Annotated in this window: 23 protein-coding genes; 10 read left to right on the top strand and 13 right to left on the bottom strand. The window is 58.4% G+C overall.

Annotated elements, in window-relative coordinates:
• Window positions 1-11: 11 nt before the first annotated feature.
• The 3 genes from LIY45_RS09180 to LIY45_RS09170 form a co-directional block, all read right to left on the bottom strand.
• Window positions 12-869 (bottom strand): SDR family oxidoreductase, encoded by an 858-nt coding sequence (locus LIY45_RS09180; RefSeq protein WP_003217640.1) that lies wholly within the window; start codon window positions 867-869, stop codon window positions 12-14.
• A 99-nt stretch (window positions 870-968) separates the two neighbouring features.
• Complete coding sequence (locus tag LIY45_RS09175) at window positions 969-1,241, bottom strand: DUF2790 domain-containing protein (protein ID WP_226476072.1); 273 nt, start codon at window positions 1,239-1,241, stop codon at window positions 969-971.
• A gap of 130 nt (window positions 1,242-1,371) precedes the next feature.
• Window positions 1,372-2,571 carry a multidrug effflux MFS transporter gene (locus LIY45_RS09170; RefSeq protein WP_226476071.1) on the bottom strand — a complete coding sequence of 400 codons (1,200 nt, stop codon included), beginning with the start codon at window positions 2,569-2,571 and terminating at the stop codon, window positions 1,372-1,374.
• 260 nt (window positions 2,572-2,831) lie between these two features.
• Between LIY45_RS09170 and LIY45_RS09165 the strand changes: the two genes are divergently transcribed.
• From LIY45_RS09165 to LIY45_RS09155, 3 genes are all read left to right on the top strand, one after another.
• The gene (locus LIY45_RS09165; protein WP_226476070.1) at window positions 2,832-3,314 is read left to right on the top strand and encodes a hypothetical protein; all 483 of its coding nucleotides are present in this window, start codon (window positions 2,832-2,834) and stop codon (window positions 3,312-3,314) included.
• A gap of 349 nt (window positions 3,315-3,663) precedes the next feature.
• The gene (locus LIY45_RS09160) at window positions 3,664-4,446 is read left to right on the top strand and encodes a hypothetical protein (RefSeq protein WP_226476069.1); all 783 of its coding nucleotides are present in this window, start codon (window positions 3,664-3,666) and stop codon (window positions 4,444-4,446) included.
• A 17-nt stretch (window positions 4,447-4,463) separates the two neighbouring features.
• Entirely contained in the window at window positions 4,464-4,760 is a 297-nt protein-coding gene (locus LIY45_RS09155) for a hypothetical protein (protein WP_226476068.1), read from the top strand.
• A 594-nt stretch (window positions 4,761-5,354) separates the two neighbouring features.
• Here the strand turns inward: LIY45_RS09155 and LIY45_RS09150 are convergent.
• Together LIY45_RS09150 and LIY45_RS09145 are read right to left on the bottom strand one after the other, a co-directional pair.
• On the bottom strand, window positions 5,355-6,455 hold the full coding sequence (locus LIY45_RS09150; protein WP_226476067.1) for a polyamine ABC transporter substrate-binding protein: 1,101 nt from the start codon (window positions 6,453-6,455) through the stop codon (window positions 5,355-5,357).
• Between the two features lie 40 nt (window positions 6,456-6,495).
• Window positions 6,496-7,311 carry a carbon-nitrogen hydrolase family protein gene (locus tag LIY45_RS09145; RefSeq protein ID WP_226476066.1) on the bottom strand — a complete coding sequence of 272 codons (816 nt, stop codon included), beginning with the start codon at window positions 7,309-7,311 and terminating at the stop codon, window positions 6,496-6,498.
• Between the two features lie 124 nt (window positions 7,312-7,435).
• Here LIY45_RS09145 and LIY45_RS09140 point away from each other — a divergent pair, with 124 nt between their 5' ends.
• Entirely contained in the window at window positions 7,436-8,218 is a 783-nt protein-coding gene (locus tag LIY45_RS09140) for a helix-turn-helix transcriptional regulator (RefSeq protein ID WP_226476065.1), read from the top strand.
• 4 nt (window positions 8,219-8,222) lie between these two features.
• Here LIY45_RS09140 and LIY45_RS09135 read toward each other — a convergent pair whose 3' ends face one another.
• Window positions 8,223-9,326: a P1 family peptidase gene (locus LIY45_RS09135; protein WP_226476064.1), complete on the bottom strand. Its 1,104-nt coding sequence runs from the start codon at window positions 9,324-9,326 to the stop codon at window positions 8,223-8,225.
• 185 nt (window positions 9,327-9,511) lie between these two features.
• Between LIY45_RS09135 and LIY45_RS09130 the strand changes: the two genes are divergently transcribed.
• Window positions 9,512-10,432, top strand: coding sequence for an AraC family transcriptional regulator (locus LIY45_RS09130; RefSeq protein ID WP_226476063.1), 921 nt, complete (start codon window positions 9,512-9,514; stop codon window positions 10,430-10,432).
• Here LIY45_RS09130 and LIY45_RS09125 read toward each other — a convergent pair.
• From LIY45_RS09125 to LIY45_RS09110, 4 genes are all read right to left on the bottom strand, one after another.
• Window positions 10,429-11,178, bottom strand: coding sequence for a glucose 1-dehydrogenase (locus tag LIY45_RS09125; protein ID WP_226476062.1), 750 nt, complete (start codon window positions 11,176-11,178; stop codon window positions 10,429-10,431). The two genes, LIY45_RS09130 and LIY45_RS09125, sit on opposite strands and share 4 nt — an antisense overlap.
• A 225-nt stretch (window positions 11,179-11,403) precedes the next feature.
• Window positions 11,404-12,771 (bottom strand): glutamine synthetase family protein, encoded by a 1,368-nt coding sequence (locus LIY45_RS09120; RefSeq protein WP_226476061.1) that lies wholly within the window; start codon window positions 12,769-12,771, stop codon window positions 11,404-11,406.
• Window positions 12,772-12,841: 70 nt separating this feature from the next.
• Entirely contained in the window at window positions 12,842-14,242 is a 1,401-nt protein-coding gene (locus LIY45_RS09115) for an aspartate aminotransferase family protein (protein WP_226476060.1), read from the bottom strand.
• A gap of 169 nt (window positions 14,243-14,411) precedes the next feature.
• Window positions 14,412-15,203 (bottom strand): SDR family NAD(P)-dependent oxidoreductase, encoded by a 792-nt coding sequence (locus LIY45_RS09110; RefSeq protein WP_226476059.1) that lies wholly within the window; start codon window positions 15,201-15,203, stop codon window positions 14,412-14,414.
• 97 nt (window positions 15,204-15,300) lie between these two features.
• Here LIY45_RS09110 and LIY45_RS09105 point away from each other — a divergent pair, with 97 nt between their 5' ends.
• A complete protein-coding gene (locus LIY45_RS09105; protein ID WP_017480302.1) occupies window positions 15,301-16,206 on the top strand; it encodes a LysR family transcriptional regulator in 906 nt (301 codons plus the stop codon).
• Between the two features lie 28 nt (window positions 16,207-16,234).
• Here the strand turns inward: LIY45_RS09105 and LIY45_RS09100 are convergent, their stop codons facing one another.
• Entirely contained in the window at window positions 16,235-17,125 is an 891-nt protein-coding gene (locus LIY45_RS09100) for a LysR family transcriptional regulator (protein WP_017480301.1), read from the bottom strand.
• 165 nt (window positions 17,126-17,290) lie between these two features.
• On the opposite strand from LIY45_RS09100, the gene LIY45_RS09095 reads away from it, so the two are divergent.
• The 4 genes from LIY45_RS09095 (at window position 17,291) to LIY45_RS09080 (ending at window position 22,514) form a co-directional block, all read left to right on the top strand.
• A complete protein-coding gene (locus tag LIY45_RS09095; protein ID WP_226476058.1) occupies window positions 17,291-18,373 on the top strand; it encodes a 4-oxalomesaconate tautomerase in 1,083 nt (360 codons plus the stop codon).
• Window positions 18,374-18,416: 43 nt separating this feature from the next.
• A complete protein-coding gene (locus LIY45_RS09090; RefSeq protein WP_017480299.1) occupies window positions 18,417-19,742 on the top strand; it encodes a dicarboxylate/amino acid:cation symporter in 1,326 nt (441 codons plus the stop codon).
• 121 nt (window positions 19,743-19,863) lie between these two features.
• The gene (locus tag LIY45_RS09085) at window positions 19,864-21,168 is read left to right on the top strand and encodes a citrate:proton symporter (protein ID WP_017480298.1); all 1,305 of its coding nucleotides are present in this window, start codon (window positions 19,864-19,866) and stop codon (window positions 21,166-21,168) included.
• Between the two features lie 92 nt (window positions 21,169-21,260).
• The gene (locus tag LIY45_RS09080) at window positions 21,261-22,514 is read left to right on the top strand and encodes an OprD family porin (RefSeq protein ID WP_226476057.1); all 1,254 of its coding nucleotides are present in this window, start codon (window positions 21,261-21,263) and stop codon (window positions 22,512-22,514) included.
• Window positions 22,515-22,740: 226 nt separating this feature from the next.
• Here LIY45_RS09080 and LIY45_RS09075 read toward each other — a convergent pair whose 3' ends face one another.
• Together LIY45_RS09075 and deoA are read right to left on the bottom strand one after the other, a co-directional pair.
• Window positions 22,741-23,967, bottom strand: coding sequence for a phosphopentomutase (locus LIY45_RS09075; RefSeq protein ID WP_226476056.1), 1,227 nt, complete (start codon window positions 23,965-23,967; stop codon window positions 22,741-22,743).
• Entirely contained in the window at window positions 23,964-25,271 is a 1,308-nt protein-coding gene (deoA, locus tag LIY45_RS09070) for a thymidine phosphorylase (RefSeq protein WP_226476055.1), read from the bottom strand. The genes LIY45_RS09075 and deoA overlap by 4 nt, the downstream gene beginning before the upstream one ends.
• Between the last annotated feature and the right edge of the window lie 8 nt (window positions 25,272-25,279).

The following is a 25,279-nucleotide window of genomic DNA, read 5'->3' as shown; positions in this document are numbered from 1 at the left end:
GGCGTCCTGCCTTAGAGAATTGGCTTACCACCGGTCACGGCATAGCGCGATCCGGAGATGTAACTCGCCTCATCCGACGCCAGCAGCACATAGATCGGCGCCACTTCCACCGGCTGCCCCGGGCGGCCCAGTGGCGTCTCGCTGCCAAAGCTGTTCACGTCCTCATCGGGCATGGTCGAGACAATCAGCGGCGTCCAGATCGGCCCCGGTGCCACACTGTTCACTCGAATGCCCTTGCTCCCCAGCAGTTGCGCCAGGCCGCCGGTAAAGTTGGCAATCGCGCCCTTGGTGGCCGCATACGCCAGCAACGTCGGCTTGGGCATATCGGAGTTCACTGAACTGGTATTGATGATCGACCCGCCGGCCTTCATGTGTGGCAGCGCTGCCTTGCAGATGCGAAACATCGCCGTGATGTTGATATCGAAGGTCTTGACCCATTCCTCGTCGGGAATCTCTTCCAGGGTCTCGTGGGTCATCTGAAACGCTGCGTTATTGACCAGCACATCGATACGCCCGAACTGCTCGACGGTCTGGTCGACAATGGCCTGGCAGTTGGCCTTTTGCGCAAGATCCCCGGGCAACAGCAGGCACTGGCGACCGGCTTCTTCGACCCAGCGTGCGGTTTCCTTCGCGTCCTCGTGTTCATCCAGATAGGCGATGGCCACGTCGGCGCCTTCCCGAGCAAAGGCAATCGCCACGGCGCGGCCGATGCCGCTGTCGGCGCCGGTGATCAGGGCGATCTTGTTGGCCAGGCGGCCGGAGCCGGTGTAGCTCTTCTCGCCGCAGTCGGGGTAGGGGTCCATCTTCTTCTGCGAACCGGGAACGGATTGGGCCTGGCTGGCGAAAGGTGGGCGTGGGTAGTCAGTCATCTCAATCTCCATAGATCACAACGGGTTCTATGGATTAGTGATTTTCAGCGGCGCGATAGTTGTAATCGATGCTGGCCGAGCCCGACGAATGGTTTGTGATCAACCGTGCTGGCAGGCATCGCCCAGGCGCATGTAGTCCAGCTCATGGCGCACGCCGTGGCTGTCGATGTAGACCATGTGGCCTTTCACCGGACCGCACTCGGTGGAGGTTTGGGTACTGACACGCACCACCTTGGCGATATCCAGGTCCTGGGAATAATCGTACGCCTCGCTGGCGGGTGCGTTGGCACTCACCGCGGGCGCCGGGGTTTCGCCTTGAGCGACGGCCAGTGTGCTGAACAGGCCCAGCACGGCGATAAGCAGATAACGCATGAGAACCTCCGACACCACGAAGGTGGTGGCTTGACTGTGAGGCTCATTCTACAAAGCGCTTGCAGCGGGCATGAACGCCTGCGGGCCAATAGAAGACATCAGCCAAATCGATATACACAGGCGCTCATGTTCATTGCTGAGGCTGCAAATGCGCCGGCAGGCGGCGCAGCGTCCACCACACGGTGAGCATTGCCGCCACAGCGCTGAGAGCGATGCCGATCAACATCGGCGCCGGTGTGTGGTCGGCGAACAGGCCGGCCAGGGACATGGCCACGGCAGCGGTGATCATCTGGATCGCGCCCAACAGCGCCGATGCAGAGCCCGCTACCGCGCCGTGGTCTTCCAGGGACAACACCCCGGCCGCAGGCAATAAGAGGCCGAGGAAACCAAAGCCGATAAACAGCAGCGCCATCATCAACGGCAGGCTGTTGGCCCACAGTGTGGTAAGTGCGAGCAAGGTCATGACCGTTGCGACGCCCGCTACGGACCAGCGAATCAAAGGGGCCAATCCGAAGCGTGCACTCAGGCGCGCAGTCAACTGGCTGAGGGCGAAAAACGATGCGGCGTTGAGGGCAAAGCACAGGCTGAATTGCGTTGGCGTGAGCCCGTAGTACTCGATGTACACGAACGGCGCGCTGCCGATGAACACAAAGAACGTCGCCAGGCCAAAACCGCCCACCACCGACAACCCGATAAACACCGGATCACGCAGCAAGGCGCCGTAGCTGCCAAACGCGTTGCCCAGGGTCTTGCCCAGGCGGCGTTCGGCGGGGTGGGTTTCCGGCAACTGCACGGCGGTCATGATCAGGCACAGCACTGCGGCCACACCCAGCACCAGAAACACTTCGCGCCAGCTCCATACCGCAATGATCAGGCTGCCTGCCAATGGCGCGAGGATCGGTGAAATACTCACTACCAGCATCAACAATGCCATCAAGCGTGCAGCTTCATGGCCGGTGTACAAGTCACGGACAATCGCCCGGGGAATCACCATCCCGGCACAAGCGCCAAAGGCCTGCAAGGCCCGGAAGCCGATCAGCACCTCGATGGAGGGGGCGAGGGCGCAACCAATGCTGCCCACGATAAAAATCACCAGGCCCGCATAGATCGGCGGCTTGCGCCCGAACACATCGCTGATCGGACCGTAGAACAGCTGGCACACACCGATGATCATGAAGAACACCGTCAGGCTCATCTGCACCGCAGCGGGAGAGGCATGCAGGCTGGCACCCAGGGTTGGCAGGGCCGGCAGGTAGATGTCGATGGCAAACGGGCCGACGGCAGTGATCAACCCCAGCAGCAGGGCGAGGTGGGCGATACTTCGAGACATGGTGATTCCGGGCAGCGGTAAAAAAGAGCGGCCAGCTTAGTGATCGCCCTGGGTGCATACAAGCTGGTGCTTACAGACTCAGTACATAGCCATGAGGGGCAGGGTGTCGCGACACGATCCCTGGATACGTAATATGCATGTAACTTATTGATTTAACTCAACTAAATATCCATTTAGTTGAGTTGTATTTAATAGTGATTAAAGTAGGAGGGTAGCTCACTCCAGAGCTGGCGACTTTTCTGGAAGGACATCAGGTTGATATGAGAAAGCATATTAAGGCTGCCGCATTGCTATTGGCTTCATTCTCAATGCTTGTGGGCGCAGTCATGGCCAACGAAACATTGCCCAGCAGCACAGCGGTTCACTATGAAAAGAAGGAGCTTTACGGTGTTTGGTACATCAACCTGAATGAAGGAAATTCCAAGGGGGTGGCGTTGCTGGTCCTGCATGAAAACGGTACGGCAACGGACTACCTGATGGTCAGCGATCAGAAGATAATCCAGAAGTCCTCTTGGTCGTATGACGCTGAACGCAATCTGTTCGAGCAGACTGTCAGTGAAGTCTCCATCCAAAATGGCAAGTCGGCAGCGGTCGTCTCGCATCCGCATGAAGTCATACGAGCATCGATCAGCCTGGCGAAACTGGGAGATGAGGTCATCGGCATCAAATTTAAAAAAGACGATGGCGAGCTCACGGGATACCTCAAAGGCAGTGACCGCATGCTGGATGTGATCACGCAGTAAAGGCTGAGGCGGTGACGCTGTTGTTGTTCTGTAGCCGACTCGGATGCAATGACTTTGGGCGGGCTCTTGTTGAAACTGACGTCACAGCCTGCCGGCAGCATCGTCCTGAACCTGTGTTGCTAGTAGCAACACCTGAGCGCTGATCACTAGGTGAAATGTAGCCTCCAGAGTCCGCCAGTCCCGTATAGGACGGTTCGCATAATGTATATTATGTTAAACGACAGGTCATGTCATAGATGTTCATGAGCTGCCTAAGCCACTGATTCGACAAATCCGTTTCTGACGTCCAATCTCTCAACGGGCCATGTCCTTCGTGTTCATGGCGAGTCATTGAATGAGGTGGCTGCCGATGAAGCTGATTCAATGCCGTTTCTCTTCAGGTCAGCGTGTACAGCTGCTCGTGCAGACTGGAGATGCGGAGCCTTTGCCCATACTTGTCCCGTTCATCTACGTTCAACTCAAGCTAAGGTACCGCGCTTACAACACTACTGCGGCACATCTGCGCGCGATCCAAGCTTTCTACATCTATGCCAAAAGCCGTGACCTCAATATTGATGACGCCATCTTGGCCTGCCACTTCGAGTCGATTCTGGCTTTACTGGATGGTTACGCCATCTGGCTCCAAAGCGGCCGTCAAGCCGACAACCTGGTCGCCCGAATCTGCAAAGCTGCAAAGGCACCTTTTCCGCAGATCGATCCGCGTACCCGTGACCAGTACCTGCGGTTGCTGAAGCAGTACCTGTCCTGGTGCGTGACTCGTTACATTCCGCGCGCCCGTCAGAACTCAACCACCCTGGCTAACATCGAAGTTGTATTTGCCGATGTCGCCGACGTCATTGAACGGCGCTTTGAGAGCCATATCATCAATCTTCGTCCCGACCGCACTCGTTACCGCAGCCTGACAGATATGCAACTTCAGATCGTTCGTACACTGATTCGCCCGGGTGCCGCGGAGAATCCGTTCCCGGAACGAGTGACGATATCGATTCGTGGAGAGGTTTTTATTGTGATGACCAGATCAGCCACCAGAAGGAAGAGCGTTGCCGGGATCATCTTCTCGCCCTTCTCCGACAAGGCCCCGAGGGCGTTGTCTACGATCCCGAAAAGCATATGGCGGCTGACAAGGAAGTAGACATCTGGTGCTCGACCGTGAGCGCTAGCATCCCTATCGAGATCAAAGGGCAATGGCATAAAGATGTCTGGGATGCAGCGGATCTACAGCTCGACAGGCTCTACACAACCGATCACCAGGCCCAGCGTTTGGGTATCTATCTTGTTCTATGGTTTGGCAAGAACGCCAAGCTGAAGGGCCCAGGTAGAGGTGCTGATGCACCTTCATCTCCAGAACAGATGGCGAGAATGCTTGAAGCGCGCAGTCAGGCAGCGACGCAAGGGCGTGTGAAAATCATCGTGCTGAATCTCGCTCATAATACTGAGGGAGTTTGAGCCCTCTCGCACACTCTTACGTCAGCAAAATTGCCACGGATTCCGCTGATGTCATGCTGCGATCCGCGCCTCCGATACCTACTGTCGTTAATATTCTGGATGCACAAAATCCAGATGGTACGGTTGCTCATTAACACTCAGCGCCTCAAGACGCTACCGGAGGCTGGGACGCCTTGCATCGCAGGCATCATTAAGAAGTCCGCGACCAGCCAACCGATCGATTTGTTCGTGGGCCCACTGCGTTCAGTTATCCTTTGCCATCCATTTTCAATCCAGTTCCCAAAACGCGTTTTCTGAAGACCAGCATCCCTCATCCCCAAGATATGGACCGTCAGAGATCGGGCTGTGGCGCAAAAGCGCGCGGACAACGGCTCAGATGTACATAAAACGATGAACAATCACATTCATTTCAGGAGCATTAAGCCAAAACTGGTAGACCTGCGAGCGACTTATGAACATCTGACATCGCCCATAAGTTAAATGATGTGTCATAGTCATAAGTGCGCCGCGTACAAAACCTGGGCCAGATGCTCCCAGGTTTTTCTTCAACCGCCGTATCCCTGCGTACCCCCTTCACTTCACCTTGCCGCTGCCTCAAGTACCACTTTTGACCTTACTCCAGATCCGCGTACGCACCCGCTCCAACTTCAGTGGCAACGGCTCCAAAGGAAACAGCGTATCCAGCACCGCTTTCGAAGGATAGACACCGGGATTGTCCCTGACCTTTTCATCTACCAGGCTGCGGGCATCCTTGTTGGCGTTGGCGTAACTGAGGTAGTTGGAGGACTGCGCAATCACTTCCGGACGCAGCATATAGTCGATGAAGGCGAGCCCTTGCTGAGGGTTCGGCGCATCGCTGAGCAGCACCAGGCTTTCGACCCAGACCGGCGCGCCTTCCTTGGGGATGCTGTACTGAATCTTCCGGCCACTGCCGGCGGCGTCGGCGGCTTTCCTGGCGTCCATTACGCCGCCGGCCCATCCCACTACGGCGCAGATATTGCCGTTGGCCAAGTCCGTAATAAACCGTGAAGAATCGAAGTAGCGAATATGCGGGCGCAGCTTCAGCAGCAACGCCTGGGCTTTTAAATAGTCATCAGGATTCTGGCTGTTATAGGGCAAGCCCAGGTAATGCAAGGCGATGGGAATGATCTCGCCTGGCGCATCCAGCATAGCCACACCGCATTCACCCAATTTGGCGAGGTTTTCTTCCTTGAAAATCAAATCCCAGGAGTTGACCGGTGCATCGCGGCCCAGGATCGCCCGGACTTTATCGACGTCATAGCCAATTCCCGTGGTGCCCCACAGGTAAGGCACGGCGTAGCGATTGCCCGGGTCGTTGGTTTGCACCTTCGCCAGAATATCCGGATCAAGGTGAGACAGATTGCTCAGTTGCGCGCGATCCAATTCCTTGAGCACACCGGCCTTGATCAGGTTCGGCAACAGGTCGCCGGTGGCCACCACCACGTCATAACCACTGCGCCCGGCCATGAGTTTGCTCTGCATGACCTCGCTGTTATCGAACACGTCATACGCGGCCTGGGTGCCGGTCTGCGCCTGGAAATTCTTCAGCGTGTCCGGGGCAATAAAGTCGTACCAGTTGTAGATATTGACTTTCGGTTCGGCGGCTTGAGCGCAAAGCACCAGGCTGCTGAAGACCGCAGCCAGGCTCCATTGCATGCATCGAATGGCGATCATGAGAACTCCCGATTATTGTTATGAGGGGGGTAAAGCGAGATCAGCGAATCAGTAATTCACGGCGCCCGTCGGCGTGTTCCACGGTCTCACCGGGGAGCGTCAGGCGGCGGTCATTGAGGTAGTGATAATCCGCGCGGGCGGCTTGGACCTGGGTCAGGTCGAGGCTGATCATTTGCCGTGTTTCCTCGCGTCCGGCTTCGAACAGCACACGGCCGAACGGGTCGACCACAGCGCTGCCGCCGGCAAACACCAGGCCGTCATCGCCCTGCCCCACGCGATTGACCATCACGCTGAACACTTGGTTTTCCTGGGCCCGGGCCATGATCGCGGTGCGATGCACCGGGCCGTAAGGGTCCATGTTGCCGTTGGTGATGATGATCAGCTCGGCGCCCAGTTGGGCGAGTGCGCGTGCGGTTTCCGGCAGTTCGATGTCGTAGCAAATCAGAATGCCGATACGCACACCGTTGAAAAGCACCGTGCCGAAGCGGTCACCGGGCGTGATGTCACCCCGCTCCGAGGGCCACAGGTGCGTCTTGCGGTAACCCAGTGAGAGTCCATCAGGCGTAATCAGTACCGACGTGTTGTAGAACACGCCCGCCTCGTTCTCGACCAGGCCGATGACCACCGAAACATCCCGTTCGCGTACCGCCTGTTGCACGGCTTGCAGCGTCGGGCCTTCGAGGGTTTCTGCAACCGCTGCCAACTGATCACCGGCGACGAAGCCCATCAAATGGGTTTCAGGAAATACCAACAGGTCGGTGTCCGCGTCGCAGTGGGCGATGGCTTCCAACGCCTGGCCCAGGTTATAGGCGGTATCGCCATCGCGACCGGCTAACTGCATGAGTTCAATGTTCATGGCTGATCCTTGCGTATAGTTGAGGCCTTACTGACACCGTGTGTATGCAGGCCTGAAACGAGTATGGGCTGTACCCACCTGGCAAAAAATCACTTCGATGGGGTACCCCCGAATGGGTAGTGAGATGAATCTGACGTTGCAGGACGTGGCTTGGCATGACTCGGTCGGCCGGTTGATCGAGACCCTGGACCGCCCGCACTTCTGGCGATCAATGGCGCGCTTGCTCGGCAGATATGTGCCGATGGACACTTGGGTGGTGCTGATCTTCAGCAACGGCAGGCCTCAGGTTCTCGCCGAATCCCAGAATGAAGATGGCAGCAGCGATTCGCTGTTCCAGGACTATCTCAAGGGGCTCTACCTGCTCGATCCCTTTTACCTGGCCAATCGGGAATCGCCGAAAAGCGGGCTGTTCCAACTGGACGATGTCGCCCCGGAATGCTTCGAGCAGACCGATTATTACCAACGCTACTTTCGCCTGAACGTGGTGGCTGACGAGATTCATATAAACGTGCAACTGGACCCTGAGCGGACCCTGAGCCTGTCACTGGGTAGCCACTGCCGCTTCAGCCAGGAGCAAATCGCATTACTGAGGCTGATCCAGCCGTGGGTAGCCGGTTTGATGCGCCAGCGTTGCGTGTTTGAGCAGGAACTCAAGAGCACGCCGGAACCGGCAGCGGACTGGCAGGAGCGTCTGCAGTCTCCCGCGCTGCAAATCAGCTCCGCACTGTCGGTCCGCGAAGCAGAGGTTGCCCAATTGATGCTCAGTGGCTGCTCGAACAAAGAGATCGCGCGCAAGCTGGCGATCTCGGCCGAGACCGTGAAGGTGCACCGCCGGCACCTGTACAACAAGCTGGGGATCAAGTCCCAGTCTGAGCTATTCCTGTTGTTTCTCCAGGCTCAGGACTAGGCCTTCAAGGCTGAGGCGCCCAACCGACTTTTGCCATTGCCGCCAACAACTGCTCAGGCTTGAGTGCCAGGGCTTTTCTGCCGCGACCTTGCACGTCGTCGGCGGCCAACATCGCGTTGAGGATCGCCTCCTCCACAGCATCCGCTGCGGCCACGAACAAGGCTGTCATGTAGTCGTTGTTGACCATTTTCAAGGGCGTCGTCGCGGGGCCCGGATGCCCCAGATTGGCGACCGGCAGGCCGCTGTTGCCTACCGAAAACGCGATGAAGATATCCCCACTGTCGTCTTCGGTGCCGCCGCCGACCCGTGCCAATCCGATGCTCGCGCGCTGGGCCAGGCGCGTGCACTGATGAGGCAGCAATGGCGCATCAGTAGCGATCGTGATCACGATGGAACCCATGCCGGGCACGCCGACATTCACCGGGCCGCTGTAGGGCGAAGGTATGTCCTTCAACACGCTGCCCACGGGGTAACCCGCGACACGCAGTGCGTCGCGCACACCATAGTTGGCCTGCACCAATGCACCGACGGTCCAACCGCCCTCCTCGCTGCTCAGAACCCGCGATGAGGTGCCAATGCCACCTTTGAACTCATGGCAGATCATGCCCGTGCCGCCGCCGACGCAACCTTCCTGCACCGGGCCGCTGCGGGCATCGGCCAGGGCGGCCTGGACATGTTCGGCGCTGACGTGTTGGTCCCAGATATCGCTGAGGATGCCGTCGTAGGTTTCCAGCACCACCGGCATGCACCAGTAGATGTGTTGCTTGCCCATCTCGCGCTCTGCGGCCACCAGCGCATCGCGTACCACCCCGACGCTGTGAGTGTTGGTGTAGGCAATCGGCGTGGTCAGCAAACCGGCTTCGCGAATCCATTCAAGGCCGGTGGCGTCACCGTTGCCGTTCAGTACGTGAACGCCTGCAAAACACGGAGCCAAATGGGCCGCCATCGGCCGCGGCTCGATGATGGTCACACCGGTGTGTATCGAGCCATCGCGGCTTTCAGCATTGAGGGTGTGGTGACCTACCCGTACACCGGGCACATCAGTGATGCCGTTGAACACCCCAGGTGTGCCTGTACCGATTGCGATGCCAAGGTCTCGTAAGCGCATGTTTTAACTCTCAATAGTCGAGTGAAGAACGTGCTGCGAGTCTAGGTTGGGGACTGTCCGCTGGCGATAACCCCCAATTGTTACCCCGCGGGCGTTAGGCCGGCATCCACCATTTACGCGTGAAATCTGGATTATCTCTGTTATAAACTGCTGATTACTTTATTCCTCGTCCAATCGGGTGCTGTATGGATCCTCTGTCCGACGTGCTTTCATTGTTGAGGGTGCGTAATTACCACTCCGCCACACTCTCCTTGGGCGGTGATTGGGCATTCACCTTTCCTGAGCGCGAAGGCATCAAGTTCACGGCGGTGGTCAAGGGCAGTTGCTGGTTGCATGTGGAAGGTGAGCAGCAGCCGCAGCGCCTTCACCAGGGCGATTGTTTTCTCATGACCCGCGGCATGCCATTTTCCCTCTACAGCGATATGTCCCAAGCGGTGATGAACTCCGACGGACACTTTCAAACGCTCGCGGCGGACGAGTTGGCCCTGCATTACGGCGGTGACGACATCCAGTTGGTCGGTGGCCGCTTTGACTTCAGCGGTGTACCCGCCCAGTTGTTACTCAGCAGCCTGCCTTCATTGGTCCACGTGCAGGCCAATGAACCGCAGGCATCGATCCTGCGCTGGGCGCTGGAGCGGTTCACCTCGGAACTGCAGCAGAAGCGCCCCGGCCGCTCGTTGATGAACGAACACTTGGCGCACCTGATGCTGGTGGAGGTGCTGCGCACCCACCTGGCGAACCTGGACAGCAGTGGCGTCGGTTGGTTTTACGGCTTGGCCGACCGTCACCTCAGCGTCGCCCTGAGCGCGATCCATGCTGACCCGGCCCATCGTTGGAGTGTCTTGGAACTGGCGCAGCTGGCAACCCTGTCGCGCTCGGCGTTCGCATTGCGCTTCAAGCAGGTGGTCGGTGCTGCACCGATGGAGTACGTGACGCGCTGGCGCATGCTGCTGGCCAGCGACCGGCTGAAGAGCTCCGATGACTCCATTTCCACCATCGCGTTTTCATTGGGCTATGAGTCCGAGAGCGCCTTCAGCACGGCGTTCAAGCGCGTCATGTCGCAATCGCCCCGCCACTATGTGCGCGGGCACACCGCCCAGGCTTAATGCAGGCCGCCGCCGATGATCAGGGTTTCACCGGTAATCCAGCTTGCATCCGACGACGCCAGGAACGCGACGGCGGGTGCAATATCCTCGGGCTGACCGATGCGACCCAGCGGCGTAATGGCTTCGATCTTCTGGCGGAACGCCTCTTCGAAAAAGCCGCTGGCATGCACACCTTCGGTGACCACCAACCCTGGGTTGACCGAATTGACACGGATATTCCTGGGGCCTAACTCATTGGCCAAGGTGCGGGTAATAGCGTCGACCGCCGCTTTGGAGGCGGTGTACACCGTCGAGTTGGCCGGTGTGAACGAGGTAACGCTGGAGCTGATGTTGACGATGCTGCCACCCGCCGAATTGAATACCTCAACCGCTGCCTGAGTACATTGGATCAGCCCCAGGACATTGAGGTTGAATTGGCGGTGGAACTCCTCCTGCGTAATGTCAGCCAACGGGTGGGTCGAATAGACGCCGGCATTGTTGACCAGGATGTCGAGGTGGCCATGCTCATGCACGATGGTTTTGAACAGGGCCTTAAGGTCAGTGCTGTTGGAAACATCGGCCTGCACTGCGTAGGCCCTGGCGCCGGTCTGCAGAATCTGTTCGACCACGCGGTCGGCATCCTCACGACTGCTGGCGTAGTTAACGATCACGGTGGCGCCATCCTTGGCCAATTGCTTGGCAATCGCCGCGCCGATGCCTTTGGAGGCACCGGTCACCAGCGCGACTTTCTTGTGCAGCTTTTTCATGTTCACACCCTTCTGTTGCTGGCTGAAAATCAGTCAGTCCAGCTTAGGAGCAACGCCCAGGCGGGTTAATAGCCAGTCCTCCAAAAAAGCTTCGCGATCGTCCAGCCGTGATACGCGGTGACGCGGGCGTGATTTCCCTCAGTACGCTGTCCCACGTCGTTCGTAAATACAGCTGAGTCGGTGCCGTCAGCGCTCCCTTATCAGGTCATGCTGACGGGCCAACACTTATGCGTGAGTGAGGTACCAGCGCCAGTCCTGCTCCCCGACCTCGGCGTTGAATTTACGGAACTCGCGCCATTTGATCGCCAGATACACTTTAAGGAATTCGGCCCCCAGCGCCTCGTGTGCCCAAGCTGAATCCTGCAGGGCCTGCAACGCTGTTAGCCAGTCGGTAGACAGGAAATCAGTTGCCTGTTCATACCCATTTCCTTCAATCGCCGCGCCGGGATCGCTTTGACGAGTGATGCCGTAGTGAATGCCCGCCAGTAATGCGGCAGCGGCAAGATATGGGTTGGCATCGGCCCCGCAAATGCGGTGTTCGATGTGCCGGCTTATTGCGGGGCCTCCGGGGACGCGGAACGACACTGTGCGATTGTTTACTCCCCAACTTTTGGCCAGCGGCGCGTAACTACCGGTCTGGAACCGGCGATAGGAATTGGCATGGGGGCAAAATATTGCCAGCGAGTCAAACAGGGTCGCCATCATCCCGCCAATTGAGTGACGCAACAGTGGCGTACCCTGTGGGTCTTCGCTCGCATACAGGTTATTGCCCTCCTCGTCGGCCAGGCTGACGTGCAGGTGCATACCGCTGCCGGCCTGGTCGCTGAACGGCTTGGCCATGAAGCACGCTTGTAGTCCATGTTTATTGGCGACACCTTTGACCAGGCGCTTGTAACGTACACCTTCATCAATAGCCTGAAGCGCATCGAAACGGTGCTCCAGCGTCAATTCGACTTGGCCTGGAGCGTACTCGGAGATGGCCGTACGTACCGGCAGCCCCTGTAGCGCGCACGCGGCGTAGAGGTCATCAAGAAAAGGTTGAAGCTGCTCCAACTCGTAAATGCCATAAACCTGCGGTGCCTGAGGGCGGACGCCATTGGTCTGCAACGCTGGCTGCGGCCGACCGTTGGCATCGCGTTGTTGGTCCAGCAGGTAAAACTCTAATTCAACGGCCATTACCGGGTGGAATCCATCGGCTTTCAGCCGGTCAATGGCATGCACCAGTACGTGTCGCGGGTCGGCCGGTGCGGCGGGAATGCCTTGGGTCGGGTGCATGCTTACCTGCACTTGGCCTGTGGGATGAGTGCGCCAAGGTTGCAAGGTCAGGCTTCCCGCTAACGGGTAGGTCCAGCAATCGGCATCAGCGACATCCCAGACCAAGCCCGTGTCTTCTACGTCTTCACCCTGCACGGTCAAGGCGAGAATGGAACTTGGCAGCGGCCGACCACTTTCGTAGATCGCCAGTAGTTCGTTGCGATGCAACAGTTTGCCCCGTGGAACACCGTTTGCGTCGATAAGAAACAACTCGATGCTCAGTACTTCAGGGTGGGCGGCCAGATAATCTACGGCCTCTTTTTTATCAGCAAATTGCATGTCAAACCTCTTGGCGCTCATTCAAGCGACTGGACAGTATTTAAGAACAATGGCGTTTTCAGGCGTGCCGTTATGAAGGGATAACCCGCGCTCCAGGTAGGGCAAGCAGCGTGGAAAGCGCGTTATCCAACTCACCGATCAGCCTGTCGATATCCGCATCACTTGTTTGCGGACAGCACAGGGTCATGTTGTGAAAAGGCGTGATCAGGATTCCGCGATTGATCAGATAAAGATGCAGCGCCATTTGAAGGCTGTCATGAAAAGCCGCCTCGGCTTGCGCGCCTGTTCTTGGCGAGGTAGCACAGAATTGAAACTCACAACGCGCGCCCAACTCTGTGACAGACCAGTTCAGTTGGTGCCGCTTGAACAACCCTCGAAATCCCTGGGCCAGCTTTGAGGCCAGGGGCAACATGTGCTCGTACGCAGACTCGGTCATGACCTCTTCGAGACTGACGCGCATGCAACGCATCGCCAATGCGTTGGCGGACAGCGTCGTTCCCATGCCACTGTGGCCATGCCCGCCGCTCTCCTCGCTGATGGTCTTCTGGACGTCGCGCATGGCCGAGGCGACTGGCTCGCTAACGCCAAACACCGCGCAAGGCACGCCACCGGCAATGGGTTTACCCACCACGAAAAAGTCAGGTTTCAAATCCCACTGGCGAGTGCATCCACCGAGGCCGGTGGAAATAGTGTGGGTCTCATCAATGACCAACAGGCTGCCATATTTAAGGGTCAGCTCCCGGCACGTTTGCATGAAACCCGGATCCGGCAGGACCATGCCAATGTTCGTCATCGCCGGCTCGCACATCAGCGCGCACACATCACCCTGGGCTAACGCCGCCTCCAGTGCGGCGACATCGTTGAAGGGGATGGATCGACTGTATTGGCTCAAGTCGTAGGCTTGGCCCACAAGACCTGAACGGGGCACTGTTTTGCCATCGCGGTAGCGCACCATCACGTCATCCACGGTGCCGTGGTAGCAGCCATCGAACACCAGCAAGACGTTGCGCTGGGTGATAGCGCGCGCCCAGCGCAGCACATACCGGTTGGCGTCAGTCGCATTGGCGGTCACTTGCCAGTAAGGCAGCTCGAATCGCTGAGCCAGCAACTCGCCGCAGATCACCGCGTCTTCGCCCGGCAGCATCGTGGTCAAGCCATTATTCGCCTGCTCGGTTATGGCGCGGACAATAGGATCAGGTGAATGGCCAAACATCGTGCCGGTGTCGCCCAGGCAAAAGTCTATGTATTCATGCCCGTCAACGTCGGTGAAGCGCGCCCCTTTGGCACGCTGGACAAAGAGCGGCGAAGGCATCGACCAATCGCTCATCCAGTGCATGGGCACACCGTTGAACAGATTCGCCTTGGCGCGCTCGGCCAGCGCCAGTGAAGTGGGGTTGTTTTCTATAAACCGGGCACGCTCGGAGGCGGTAAAAGCAGCAATCGCTGATTCACTAATTCCACTTTTCGACATGATCAATACCCTATGTCAATTATCAAATTAATTAAAAGTCCGTTGCTCAATGACAGCCGGATACGACTCAAGGAACTCAACTGTTCTTTGATACATCGCGCTTTTATAAATCTCGGTTATAGCCCCCCGCCCAATACCGTGGATTGAGCGCGCTGGAGCGTATTCAAACTTAATAATCGCCGTGAGGGGCTTTGTTCTCGATCAGACAGTTCCCGCCATCCACCACGAGGACTTCCCCCGTGATGTAACTGGCGTCAGGCGATGCCAGAAATGCAACCGCCGCCGCCACTTCGCGGGGGCTGCCTGCGCGCCCAATCGGGGTGAAGCGCCCCGCCTCGGCTTCAACGGGCGTGGTTGAGCCCGTGTTGATCCAGCCGGGGGCCACGCTGTTGACGGTAATCCCCTGGTGGGCGACTTCAAGCGCAAGCCCCATGTTCATGCCCACCATCGCTGCCTTGGCGGCGCTATAAGCGGCCTCCCCCGGATTGCTCCCCCGGGTGCCCGTGGTGGAACTGATATTGACAATGCGCCCGTAACTTCTCGCCCTCATACCGGGCAAAACGGCCCGTGTCAGAAGAAAAGCGGTGGTTAAGTTTCTGGCCAGCGAAAGATTCCACTCATGCAGTTCCATCGTTGCCAATTCCGAGAAAACTTCAGGGCTTCCTTGCATGGCCATACCGGCATTGTTCACCAGAATATCGACCCGCCCCCAGACTGACGCGGCCCATAGGCCGAGTTCACGCACCTGACTTTCATCGGTGAGGTCAGTTGCCCGGCCTTCAACTTCAAACCCTTCTGCGAGCAGCTCTTTAACTCGATCCTCGATGCGGTTGCTGCTAGCGGTGATGATCAATCTCGCGCCCGCTGCACCCAGCCTGCGTGCGATCGCCATACCCATACCCGCCTCACTTCCGGCACCACTGACAAGTGCCACCTGCCCCCTCAAATCAGTATTTAACATGGTGTACCCCACGTACTTAATTGGTAATAGGGGTGGAAATTAGGCGAATAAATCTGATAAATAAAGACGATCATTATCAGAAAATTTGACAACTGCTATGGCCTTTACCAGTGAGTCACTCAAAGTTTTCCTTGCGGTTGTCGACAGCGGCTCCTTTTCTGCCGCCGCGCGCAAATTGGGCCGGGTACCCTCGGCCATTAACATGGCGGTGTCGCAGCTTGAAGCAGAGCTGGATTTATTGCTGTTTGACCGATCAACCCGCAAAGCCATTCCTACGGCCGCCGCCAAAGCACTGGAGCCCCAGGCACGCCAGGTCGCCAGCCAGTTAAACCTGCTGGACGCCCATGCGCTCCAGCTTCATCAGGGGTTGGAGGAGCGCTTGGTCCTTGCGATGGCGCCGGAGTTGCAAACAGGCGTATGGAATCGTCCGCTGTCCATTATCGCCAGCGAGTTCCCCACGCTTGAAATCGAGATTCGCTCCGCGTCCCATCCGGAGGCGATGCGCATGCTCCATGAAGGGCGTGTGCAGTTGGCACTGGGTTTTGAACGACCAGGGCTTGACGAGCGGGAGACGTTTCTTGAGGCGGGGAGCCAATTGTTGGTAGCCGTTGCCTCTCCCGATCATCCTGCGGCCGCCGGCAAGAAACGCCCCTTAAGTGAAGAGCAACTGGTCAACGTTCGGCAGATCATCGTTGCGACTGGAGGCCCTACAGACTCTGATCCACGTGTTGTGCTGTCACGGCGGATTTGGCACAGCGACAACTATCTGGCAACGCTGGACCTGGTGCAGCAAGGATTGGGCTGGGCTTATCTTCCACAACCGCTGGTACAACCCCTGATCACTTCGGGCGCATTGACGGAGGTGGTGTTTGACTACATGCCAAGTCAGATGCGGTTATGGGTCGATATCATCTGGGTAAAGAACCGCCCCCTGGGGCTGGCAGCAAGTCGCTACCTGAGCCTGATGCGCAAGATTGCCGAGGGCGAGCCTCGTCGTGTTTAAGGCGTAAAAATACTGCCTGCGGCATGGCTCATTGCGGCCATTGCTCAAGCAGTATCGAGACGAATTTTTCCGCCGCCGGCGAAAGCGACGCCCCCCGGCGGTAGACCAAGCCCAAAGAGCGGTTCACAACCGGCTCGATCAACGGGACGCTGACCAGGGTTGGATGATCTTGCGCCGGCATGGCCAGGCTCGGCATCGCCGAAACCCCCAGGCCCGCCTCCACCAGCCCCAACGAAGTGGAAAGGTGCTGGACTTCGTAGAACCATTGTGGCCTCCAACTCAAGCCAGACAGGGCGTGATCGAGCAGCATGCGGTTACCGCTCAGGCGCCCTACCCCGATAAGACGGTAATCGCTCAATTCAGACCAGGTGACCGAGCTGCGCCCGGCTAACTCATGATCACGCCGGCAGGCCAATACAAAAGGTTCGCTGACCAATGGCACGAATTCAATATCCGGATGCTGCCCACTCATCATGTTGATACCGAAGTCGGCTTCACCCCGCAGTACCGCTTCAAGCCCTTCATTGGCGCTCAAATCCAGCAGGCGAATCCGGATTTTTGGATAGCGCTCGTTATACAAACGAATGACTGACGGCAAAAAATAGAAAGCGGCAGTAGGGATACATGCCAGGGTCACCCGGCCAATCTGGCGTTCGGCGAGTTCACGGATATTGAGAATCGACTCATCGAAGTCATCCAGCAACCGACGTGCCTTTGGCAGAAAGTCGCGGCCGACGCTCGTGAGGCTGACCTTGCGGGTGGTGCGATCGAGCAACGCGGTGCCCAACCCCTCTTCCAGTTTTTTTATCCGACGACTGATTGCAGGTTGAGACAGATGCAAGGCATCGGCGGCTTCGTGAAAACTGCCAAGTTCGGCGATTTTCACGAAGGATCGAATGTCGTTCAGCTCGTATTCCATGTCTTATCTCATCCGCAGAAGGCGTCAAAAAGTAATTCAGCGTAAATTCATCATTTGCAAAACGCAATAATCTCATCAATTTTTGCATTTGAAACATTTTTTAAAGCTTGCGACTCTTGCTCCAAGAACATCAATTAAGTCAATTGATCAACAAGAGTCAGGATCATGCAAAGAATTCCCTGTGTGCTGATGCGCGGTGGTACCTCTAAAGGCCCGGTTTTTCTTGATTGGGATTTGCCGGCAGCCGTTGAAGCGCGCGACGAGCTTCTGCTCAACCTGATGGGCTCGGGCCACGAGCTGGAGATCGACGGTATCGGTGGGGGCAGCCCGCAAACCAGCAAGGTCGCGATTGTCAGCCCTTCACTGCACCCGGACGCAGACGTTGATTACTTGTTCGTTCAAGTGATGGTTTCGCAACGCCGGGTCGACAGCGCCCCCAACTGCGGCAACATGCTGTGCGCGGTCGGGCCGTTCGCCATTGAACAGGGTCTGGTCAAAGGCAATCCAGGGCGTACCCGTGTACGCATTCGCAATGTGAACACCGGGACCTTTATCCATTCCGAGGTGTACACACCGGATGGCAAAGTCAGTTATGAGGGCGACACCGCCATCGATGGCGTGCCAGGTACTGCAGCGCCCGTGCAACTCACCTTCCTCGATGCGGCCGGCAGCAAGACCGGCAAACTCTTCCCGACCGGCAACACACAGGACGTCATCGATGGCATTGCGGTGACCTGTATCGACATGGCGATGCCCATGGTGCTCATCGAAGCCAGTCAACTGGGCAAGCGTGGCGATGAGAAGCCAGCAGAACTGGACGCCGATAAAGAATTCCTGCGTCGCCTTGAGTCTTTGCGGATCCAGGCCGGCCAGGCCATGGGCTTGGGCGATGTCAGCGACAAGGTGATTCCCAAACCGGTCCTGGTATCGCGTGCGAAAGCCGGCGGTACGATTCAGGTTCGCTATTTCATGCCGCACAACTGCCACCGTGCGCTGGCCATTACTGGCTCGATTGGCTTGGCTACCGCGTGCGTGATAGAAGGCAGCGTCGTCTCGCAGATGCTCGGCGGGATCAGTACGCCGCGCCTTGAAGCTGTGCGTATCGAACATCCCAGCGGCGGGATTGATGTCGTATTGTCCTACACCGGCGTCAACGGTGAGACAATTCAAGCGTCCGTCGTACGCACCGCGCGCAGGCTTTTTTCAGGTTACGTCTACGCCACGGGCTCTCGGCGCCTCGCCGGATAATTCCGGCGGTCGTTGGCATTTTTGCATCCGCACAATTCTAAAAATGGGTGATGCCATGAAAGTTGTTAAATCGCTCTACTTCCAGATTCTCTGCGCCGTGGTGCTGGGCATCGTGGTTGGCCATTTCTGGGCTCAGCAGGCCATCGCACTCAAGCCATTGGGTGATGCGTTCATCAAGCTCATCAAGATGATGATTGCCCCCGTGGTGTTCTGCACCATCGTCACCGGCATCGCCGGGATGAGCGACAAACGCTCGCTTGGACGCCTGCTCAGCAAGACCATGCTGCTGTTTTTTTGCCTGACGGTGATCAGCCTGGTGATTGGCCTCGTGGCGGTGTACGTGTTCCAGCCGGGCGCCGGCATGAATATTGATCCCAGCCAACTGAGCACCAAAGGCTTGGCCCAATACACGGAGTCGGCTGCAAAGCTTGGGGTTGTGGAGTTTTTCATGCACATCATCCCCGACACCTTTATCGGTGCCTTCAGCAAAGGGGAAGTGCTGCCGGTGCTTTTTATTGCGGTATTGTCCGGCTTTGCCTTGTCTTCACTGGGCGAACGCGGCAAACCGGTGCTCGACGTGCTCGAATCCGCCTCGCAAATGGTCTTCAAGATCTTCGCTTACCTGATGCGCTTTGCGCCGATCGGTGCCTTCGGGGCCTTGGCATTCACCGTTGGCCAGTACGGCATCACTTCGCTGGGTTCGCTGGCGAAGTTGATCATGACCTTGTACATCGCCTGCGGCTTCTTCGTGTTCGTGGTGCTGGGCAGCATTTGCCGCAGCAATGGCTTCAGCCTGTGGAAACTGTTGCGCTACTTTCGCGAAGAATTCCTGGTGGTGCTAGGGACGTCCTCCACGGAACCTGTCATGCCACGCATGCTGGAAAAACTTGAAGCGTTAGGCTGCAAGAAAGGCGTCGTGGGCCTGGTACTTCCAACCGGCTACTCGTTCAACCTGGACGGTACGGCCATCTATTTGTCGTTGGCGGCGATTTTCATTGCCCAGGCCTGCAACATTGACCTGAGCTTTACGCAAATCATCACCATGCTGGCGATCATGTTGTTGTCCTCCAAAGGAGCCGCCGGCGTGACTGGCAGCGGGTTCGTGGCGCTCGCCTCGACCCTGACGGTCATTCACGACATCCCGTTGGCCGGCCTGGCGTTGCTGATCGGGATAGACCGCTTCATGTCTGAAGCGCGCGCCCTGACCAGCCTGGCCAGCAACGCAGTCGCGACGGTGGTGATTTCGATATCCGAAAATGCCTGCCACCGCGAAACGCTGAACCGGATGCTCGACGCAAAACCCTCTGCGGCACCCGTAAATGCCTGGGAAGACCTGAAGATCGCAAAGGCGTCCAGCAAGACCGGATAACGCCCTCCCCTGACCTGACTGAACCGCCGACCCCGCCAGGCGCCGTTGTGCAGCCCGGTGGGCCAGGGCTCGTGCGCCTTGGCATTTGTCACCATTACGATAACAACAAGAGAACCGTCCTATGCTCGCTTTCCTTGGCTTGGCCATGGTAGTCGTATTCACCTTCCTCATCATGACCAAGCGCTTGTCGCCGATCGTCGCACTCACCGTCGTGCCTATCGTTTTTGCGGTGATCGGCGGTTTCGGCGGCACCACCGGCAAGATGATGCTCGATGGCCTGAAAATGGTCGCACCGTCTGCCGCATTGCTGCTGTTTGCGATCCTGTTCTTTGGCTTGATGATCGATGCGGGCCTGTTCGATCCACTGATCCGCAAGATCCTCAAGCGCGTCAATGGTGACCCCATGAAGATCGCGGTGGGCACTGCCCTGCTCTCGTTGCTGGTCGCTCTCGACGGCGATGGCACAACGACCTACATGATCACTTGTGCTGCGATGCTGCCGCTGTATAAACGTATCGGTATGAACCCGATGATCCTGGCCACCATCTCCATGCTGTCCTTGAGCATCATGAGTGGCATGACCCCCTGGGGCGGCCCCGCTACACGGGCCATCGCCGCGCTGGGTCTGGATGCCGGCGAGTACTTCGTGCCGTTGCTGCCGACCATGATCGGCGGCGCCATGTGGGTGGTTTTCACGGCCTTCCTGCTGGGGCGAGCCGAACGCAAGCGTATCGGCAACGTGCAACTGCAAAGCGGTGGCGGCGATTGCTACATCAACGCGATTCTTGAGGACACCCCTCACAAACGCCCCAGGCTGGCCTACGTCAATCTGGTGCTGGTGATTGCGGTGATGGCGGCTCTGGTGATGGGGTTGATGCACTCGGCGATCTTGTTCCTGATCGGCTTCGTGCTTGCGCTGATGATTAACTACCCGCAATTGGACATCCAGAAAGAACGCATTCTGGCGCATTCGGGCAACGCCATGACGGTGGTGTTGCTGGTATTCGCAGCCGGTATTTTCGCCGGTATTTTTTCCGGTACCAAGATGGTCGACGCCCTGGCACAGACCCTCGTCGACTGGATCCCACCCTCTTGGGGCCACCTGTTTCCACTGGTCGTCGCGATCACCAGCATGCCGCTGACGTTCGTGCTGTCCAATGACGCCTACTATTTTGGTGTCGTACCGATCCTGGCTAATGCCGCCGCAGCGTATGGCATCGACCCGATTGAAATCGCGCGCGCCTCGATCCTGGGACAGCCCGTGCACTTGATGAGCCCGTTGGTTGCCTCGACCCTTTTGCTGGTAGGCATGGTCGATCGCGACATCGGCGACTTCCAGAAAGCCACCGTCAAATGGGCAGTGCTGACCTCCCTGGTCGTCACTGCACTGGCCTTGCTGACCGGCGCCATTAGCCTGTTTAAATAATTCACGCACCCACCCCCGCTGACTTTCAACGCGCCTCACTCAGGGCGCGGGTGTAGCCGTGCATCCAAAATAACAACAACGAGTCATTTGCCATGAACCCTATGTATACCCGTCGAGCTTTGTTTTGCGCGTTAGGCTTGGTCCCCGTCGCGGGCGCCAACGCCGAAGGTTTTATTGATGACAGCAAACTCAAGCTGCAACTGCGCAATGTGTATTTCAACGAGAACTTTCGTGACGAGCACGGCTTGAGTGCACGAGCCGCCAGAACGGCAAAAAGCGAACGGACCGAGTGGGCCCAGGGATTCCTGCTGGACTATCAGTCCGGATTTACCGCGGGCACCCTCGGCTTCGGCGTGGATGCCCTGGGTCTCTATGGCGTAAAGCTCGATTCAGGGCGCGGTCGCAGTGGTACCGGGCTTATGCCGGTGGATGATGACGGGCGAGCGGCCGACGAGTTTGCCAGCGCCGGCGCTACCGCAAAAGCCAGGTTCGCGAAAACCACCGTCAAGTACGGCACCTTGCTGCCCAAGGTGCCGGTGCTGATTTACAACGATGCACGTTTATTGCCCCAGACCTACCAGGGCACCCAGGTCAGCAGCACCGACATCGAGAACCTGACAGTCACCGGCGGGCACTTGGACCGATTCAAATTACGCGACTCCACCAACAGCGTGCCCATCGTGCCTGATGGCTATAGCGGGGCAAAGTCGGGAGACTTCAACTACGCCGGGGCCGAGTACAAGTGGGGCAAAAATATCCGCCTGAGCTATTTCTATGGCGAGCTCGAAAACTTCTACCGGCAGAACTTCGCTGGCATTCAGTACGACCTGCCACTGGCGGGTGGCGTACTCACCAGCGACCTGCGTTACTTCAACAGCGCAGATAGCGGCTCTGCGTATGCAGGCAAAATCGACAATGACATGCTCAGCGGCCAACTGGCCTACGCGATCGCCGGCCACACCGTCGGCGGTGGCTATCAGACCCTTCGCGGCGATGCCGGTTTGCCCTACATCAGCGGCGCGACCGTGTATTCATTCAGCAACGCAGGCATCGGCAAGTTCATCGAGGAAGACGAGAAGACCTGGATGCTCAACTATGCCTACAACTTCGCTGCCGTCGGCGTGCCCGGCTTGACCTTCTCCGCGCGCTACCTGAGCGGCAATGACGGCAAGTCCACGACCACGGTCAAGGAATGGGAGCGTGATACCGAGCTGGCTTACGTAGTACAGGCGGGTACGTTCAAGGGGCTGGGTGTGCGCATGCGCAACTATGTCTACCGCTCTGAGTTCTCCCGGGGGCGCGACAGCAATCGCCTCTACCTCACCTATGACATCGCCCTCTGGTAGGTCGACGATCGTTCAATGCCTTTGCCGATAAGATTCACGGTCTGGTCAGCCAGATCGTCAGCATGGCCCGGGCGTTGAATACATCCGTCACCCAGGTGGCCGAACAGAGCAGTTGGGCACCCTGACCGAGGACCTGTCTGCGGGGGGCGTGTCGTTGAAAAGCCTGCAAGGCGATGTAGACGCTGGCAGGGCGATGATGTTGAACGCTCTGGCTCACGCGTGTTGGTCACGGGCCCCTTCTGAAAGAGGTTCCCCACGCCAACGGCTTCAACCCCAAATGCGCCGCCAGCGTCTGGCCAATATCGGCAAAGCTGTCACGCTCACCCAACCACCCCGCCGCCACGCCCGCACCATAAGCCAATACAGGCACATGCTCGCGGGTGTGATCGCTGCCCGGACGAGAAGGATCACAACCGTGGTCGGCGCTGATGACCAGTAACGTTTGCGGGTCCATCAACGCCAATAACTCCGGCAGCCTGCGGTCGAACGCTTCCAGCGCGGCCGCATACCCGGCCAGGTCCCGGCGGTGCCCGTAGAGCATGTCGAAGTCGACGAAGTTGGCAAACACCAGGCTGTTGTCTGGCGCTTCCCTGTAGGCCTTGAGCGTGGCATCGAACAGCGCGTCGTTGCCGTCGGCCTTGTACAACCGACTGATGCCTCGGTGGGCGAAAATGTCGCCGATCTTACCCACCGCATGCACGGTGCCGCCGGCTTCGCAGAGATGATCAAGCAATGTCGCCGACGGCGGTGGCACGGTGTAGTCGCGGCGATTGCCGGTGCGGCGAAACTCACCCGCGTGTTCCCCGGTGAACGGTCGGGCAATCACCCTGCCAACGGTGTATTCATCACACAAAGTGCGGGCGATTTCACATACCCGGTACAACGCCTCCAGCCCGAAATGGCTTTCATGGGCGGCGATCTGCATCACGCTGTCGGCGGAGGTGTAGCAAATCGGCTGCTTGCTGCGGATGTGTGCCTCACCCAATTCGTCCAGCACCGTGGTACCCGAGGCATGGCAGTTGCCCAGGATGCCCGGCAAGCCTGCCTGCTCAATCAGGTCGGCCAGCAACTGTGGCGGGAAGGAGTTGACCGGCTTTTCGAAATAACCCCAGTCGAACAACACCGGCACGCCCATCATTTCCCAATGCCCGGACGGTGTGTCTTTGCCAGACGATTGCTCCCGTGCATGGCCGAAGGCACCGCTCGGTGCAGCGTCGCCCCAGTCGCCCGGCAACGGGCCATCGCCACTGGCCGCCGCTGCAGCCCCCAATCCCAACCGTCCCAGGTTCGGCAGGGACAAAGGCCCCCGGCGCAACGGCCCATCCGCTTCGCCACGGGCGCACGCCTCGGCGATATGGCGCAAGGTGTCGGCGCCCGAGTCGCCAAAGAGGGCGGCGTCGGCACTGGCACCGATGCCCAACGAATCCAGCACCAACACGATGGCCTTGCTCATAGTATTTCCTGGATCAAGTTGCGTTCGGCCAGGGGGTTACCGCCTAACCGATAGGCTGCGCGCAAGGCGGATGCGCCCTGCCCGGCCTGCTCTGTATTGCGCGCGTGTACCCAGCCCAAGGGTCTTTGCGCGCTCACCTGTTCACCGACAAAGGCCAACTCGCTGAAGCCGACCGACAGGTCCAGCACGTCGTCTGGATGACTGCGCCCGCCGCCCAATGCCACCACCGCCAACCCCACCGCCCGGGTGTCGATCTCGCTGACGCAGCCCTCTTCCTCGGCCCACACCGGTATCGACACGGCGGCCTTGGGTAAATACGCATTGGGGTTGTGGGTAAAGCCCTGCGGGCCACCCAGGGCACTGACCATTTGCTCGAAGCGCTGCAAGGCTGCCCCGCTCTGCCAGGCCTGAAGCAATTGATCACGGGCCTGAGCCTCATCCCTCGCCAGGCCGGCCATCGTCAGTACCTCGGTCGCCAGGGCCAGGGTCACCGCCCACAGGCGTTCACTGCGCACCTCACCCTTGAGCAGCGCTACCGCTTCGGCAACCTCCAGGGCATTGCCGGCACTGCGGGCCAGCGGCTGGTTCATGTCGGTGATCAGGGCGCGGGTGTTGACCCCGGCACCGTTGGCCACGGCGACGATGCTCGCAGCCAGTTCGCGCGCCTGTTCGGGCTCGGCCATGAATGCGCCGTTGCCGGTCTTCACATCCATGATCAACACGTCGAGGCCGGCGGCGAGCTTCTTGCCAAGGATCGATGCGGTGATCAGGTCAATCGACTCGACCGACCCCGTCACATCGCGGATCACATACAAACGCTTGTCTGCGGGTGCCAGGTTGGCGGTCTGGCCGATGATGGCGCAACCGACTTCGGCCACCACCGTGCGCAAACGTTCAGGGCTGGGTTGGCAGTCGTAACCGGGGATGCTCTCGAGCTTGTCCAGGGTGCCGCCGGTGTGCCCCAGGCCACGCCCGGAAATCATCGGCACGTAACAGCCGCAGGCCGCCAGCAAAGGCGCCAGCAGCAAGCTGATCATGTCACCGACGCCGCCGGTGGAATGCTTGTCCACGATCGGCCCCGGCAGATCCCAACTCAATACTTGGCCGGAGTCGCGCATCGCTTCGGTCAAGGCGATGCGCTCGGTCACATCCATACCCTTGATAAAAACCGCCATGGCGAACGCGGCCACCTGTCCATCGCTGAGGCTGCCGTCGGCAATGCCGGCGACAAACCGTTGAATGTCCATTGCGGCCAGGGCGTGACCGTCGCGTTTACGGCGAATCACTTCTTGTGGCAACCACATACTGTGCT

The sequence above is a fragment of the Pseudomonas sp. MWU16-30323 genome (assembly GCF_020515595.1).
In the GTDB taxonomy this organism is placed as follows: domain Bacteria; phylum Pseudomonadota; class Gammaproteobacteria; order Pseudomonadales; family Pseudomonadaceae; genus Aquipseudomonas; species Aquipseudomonas yamanorum.
This window is presented reverse-complemented; position numbering and strand designations above follow the sequence as displayed.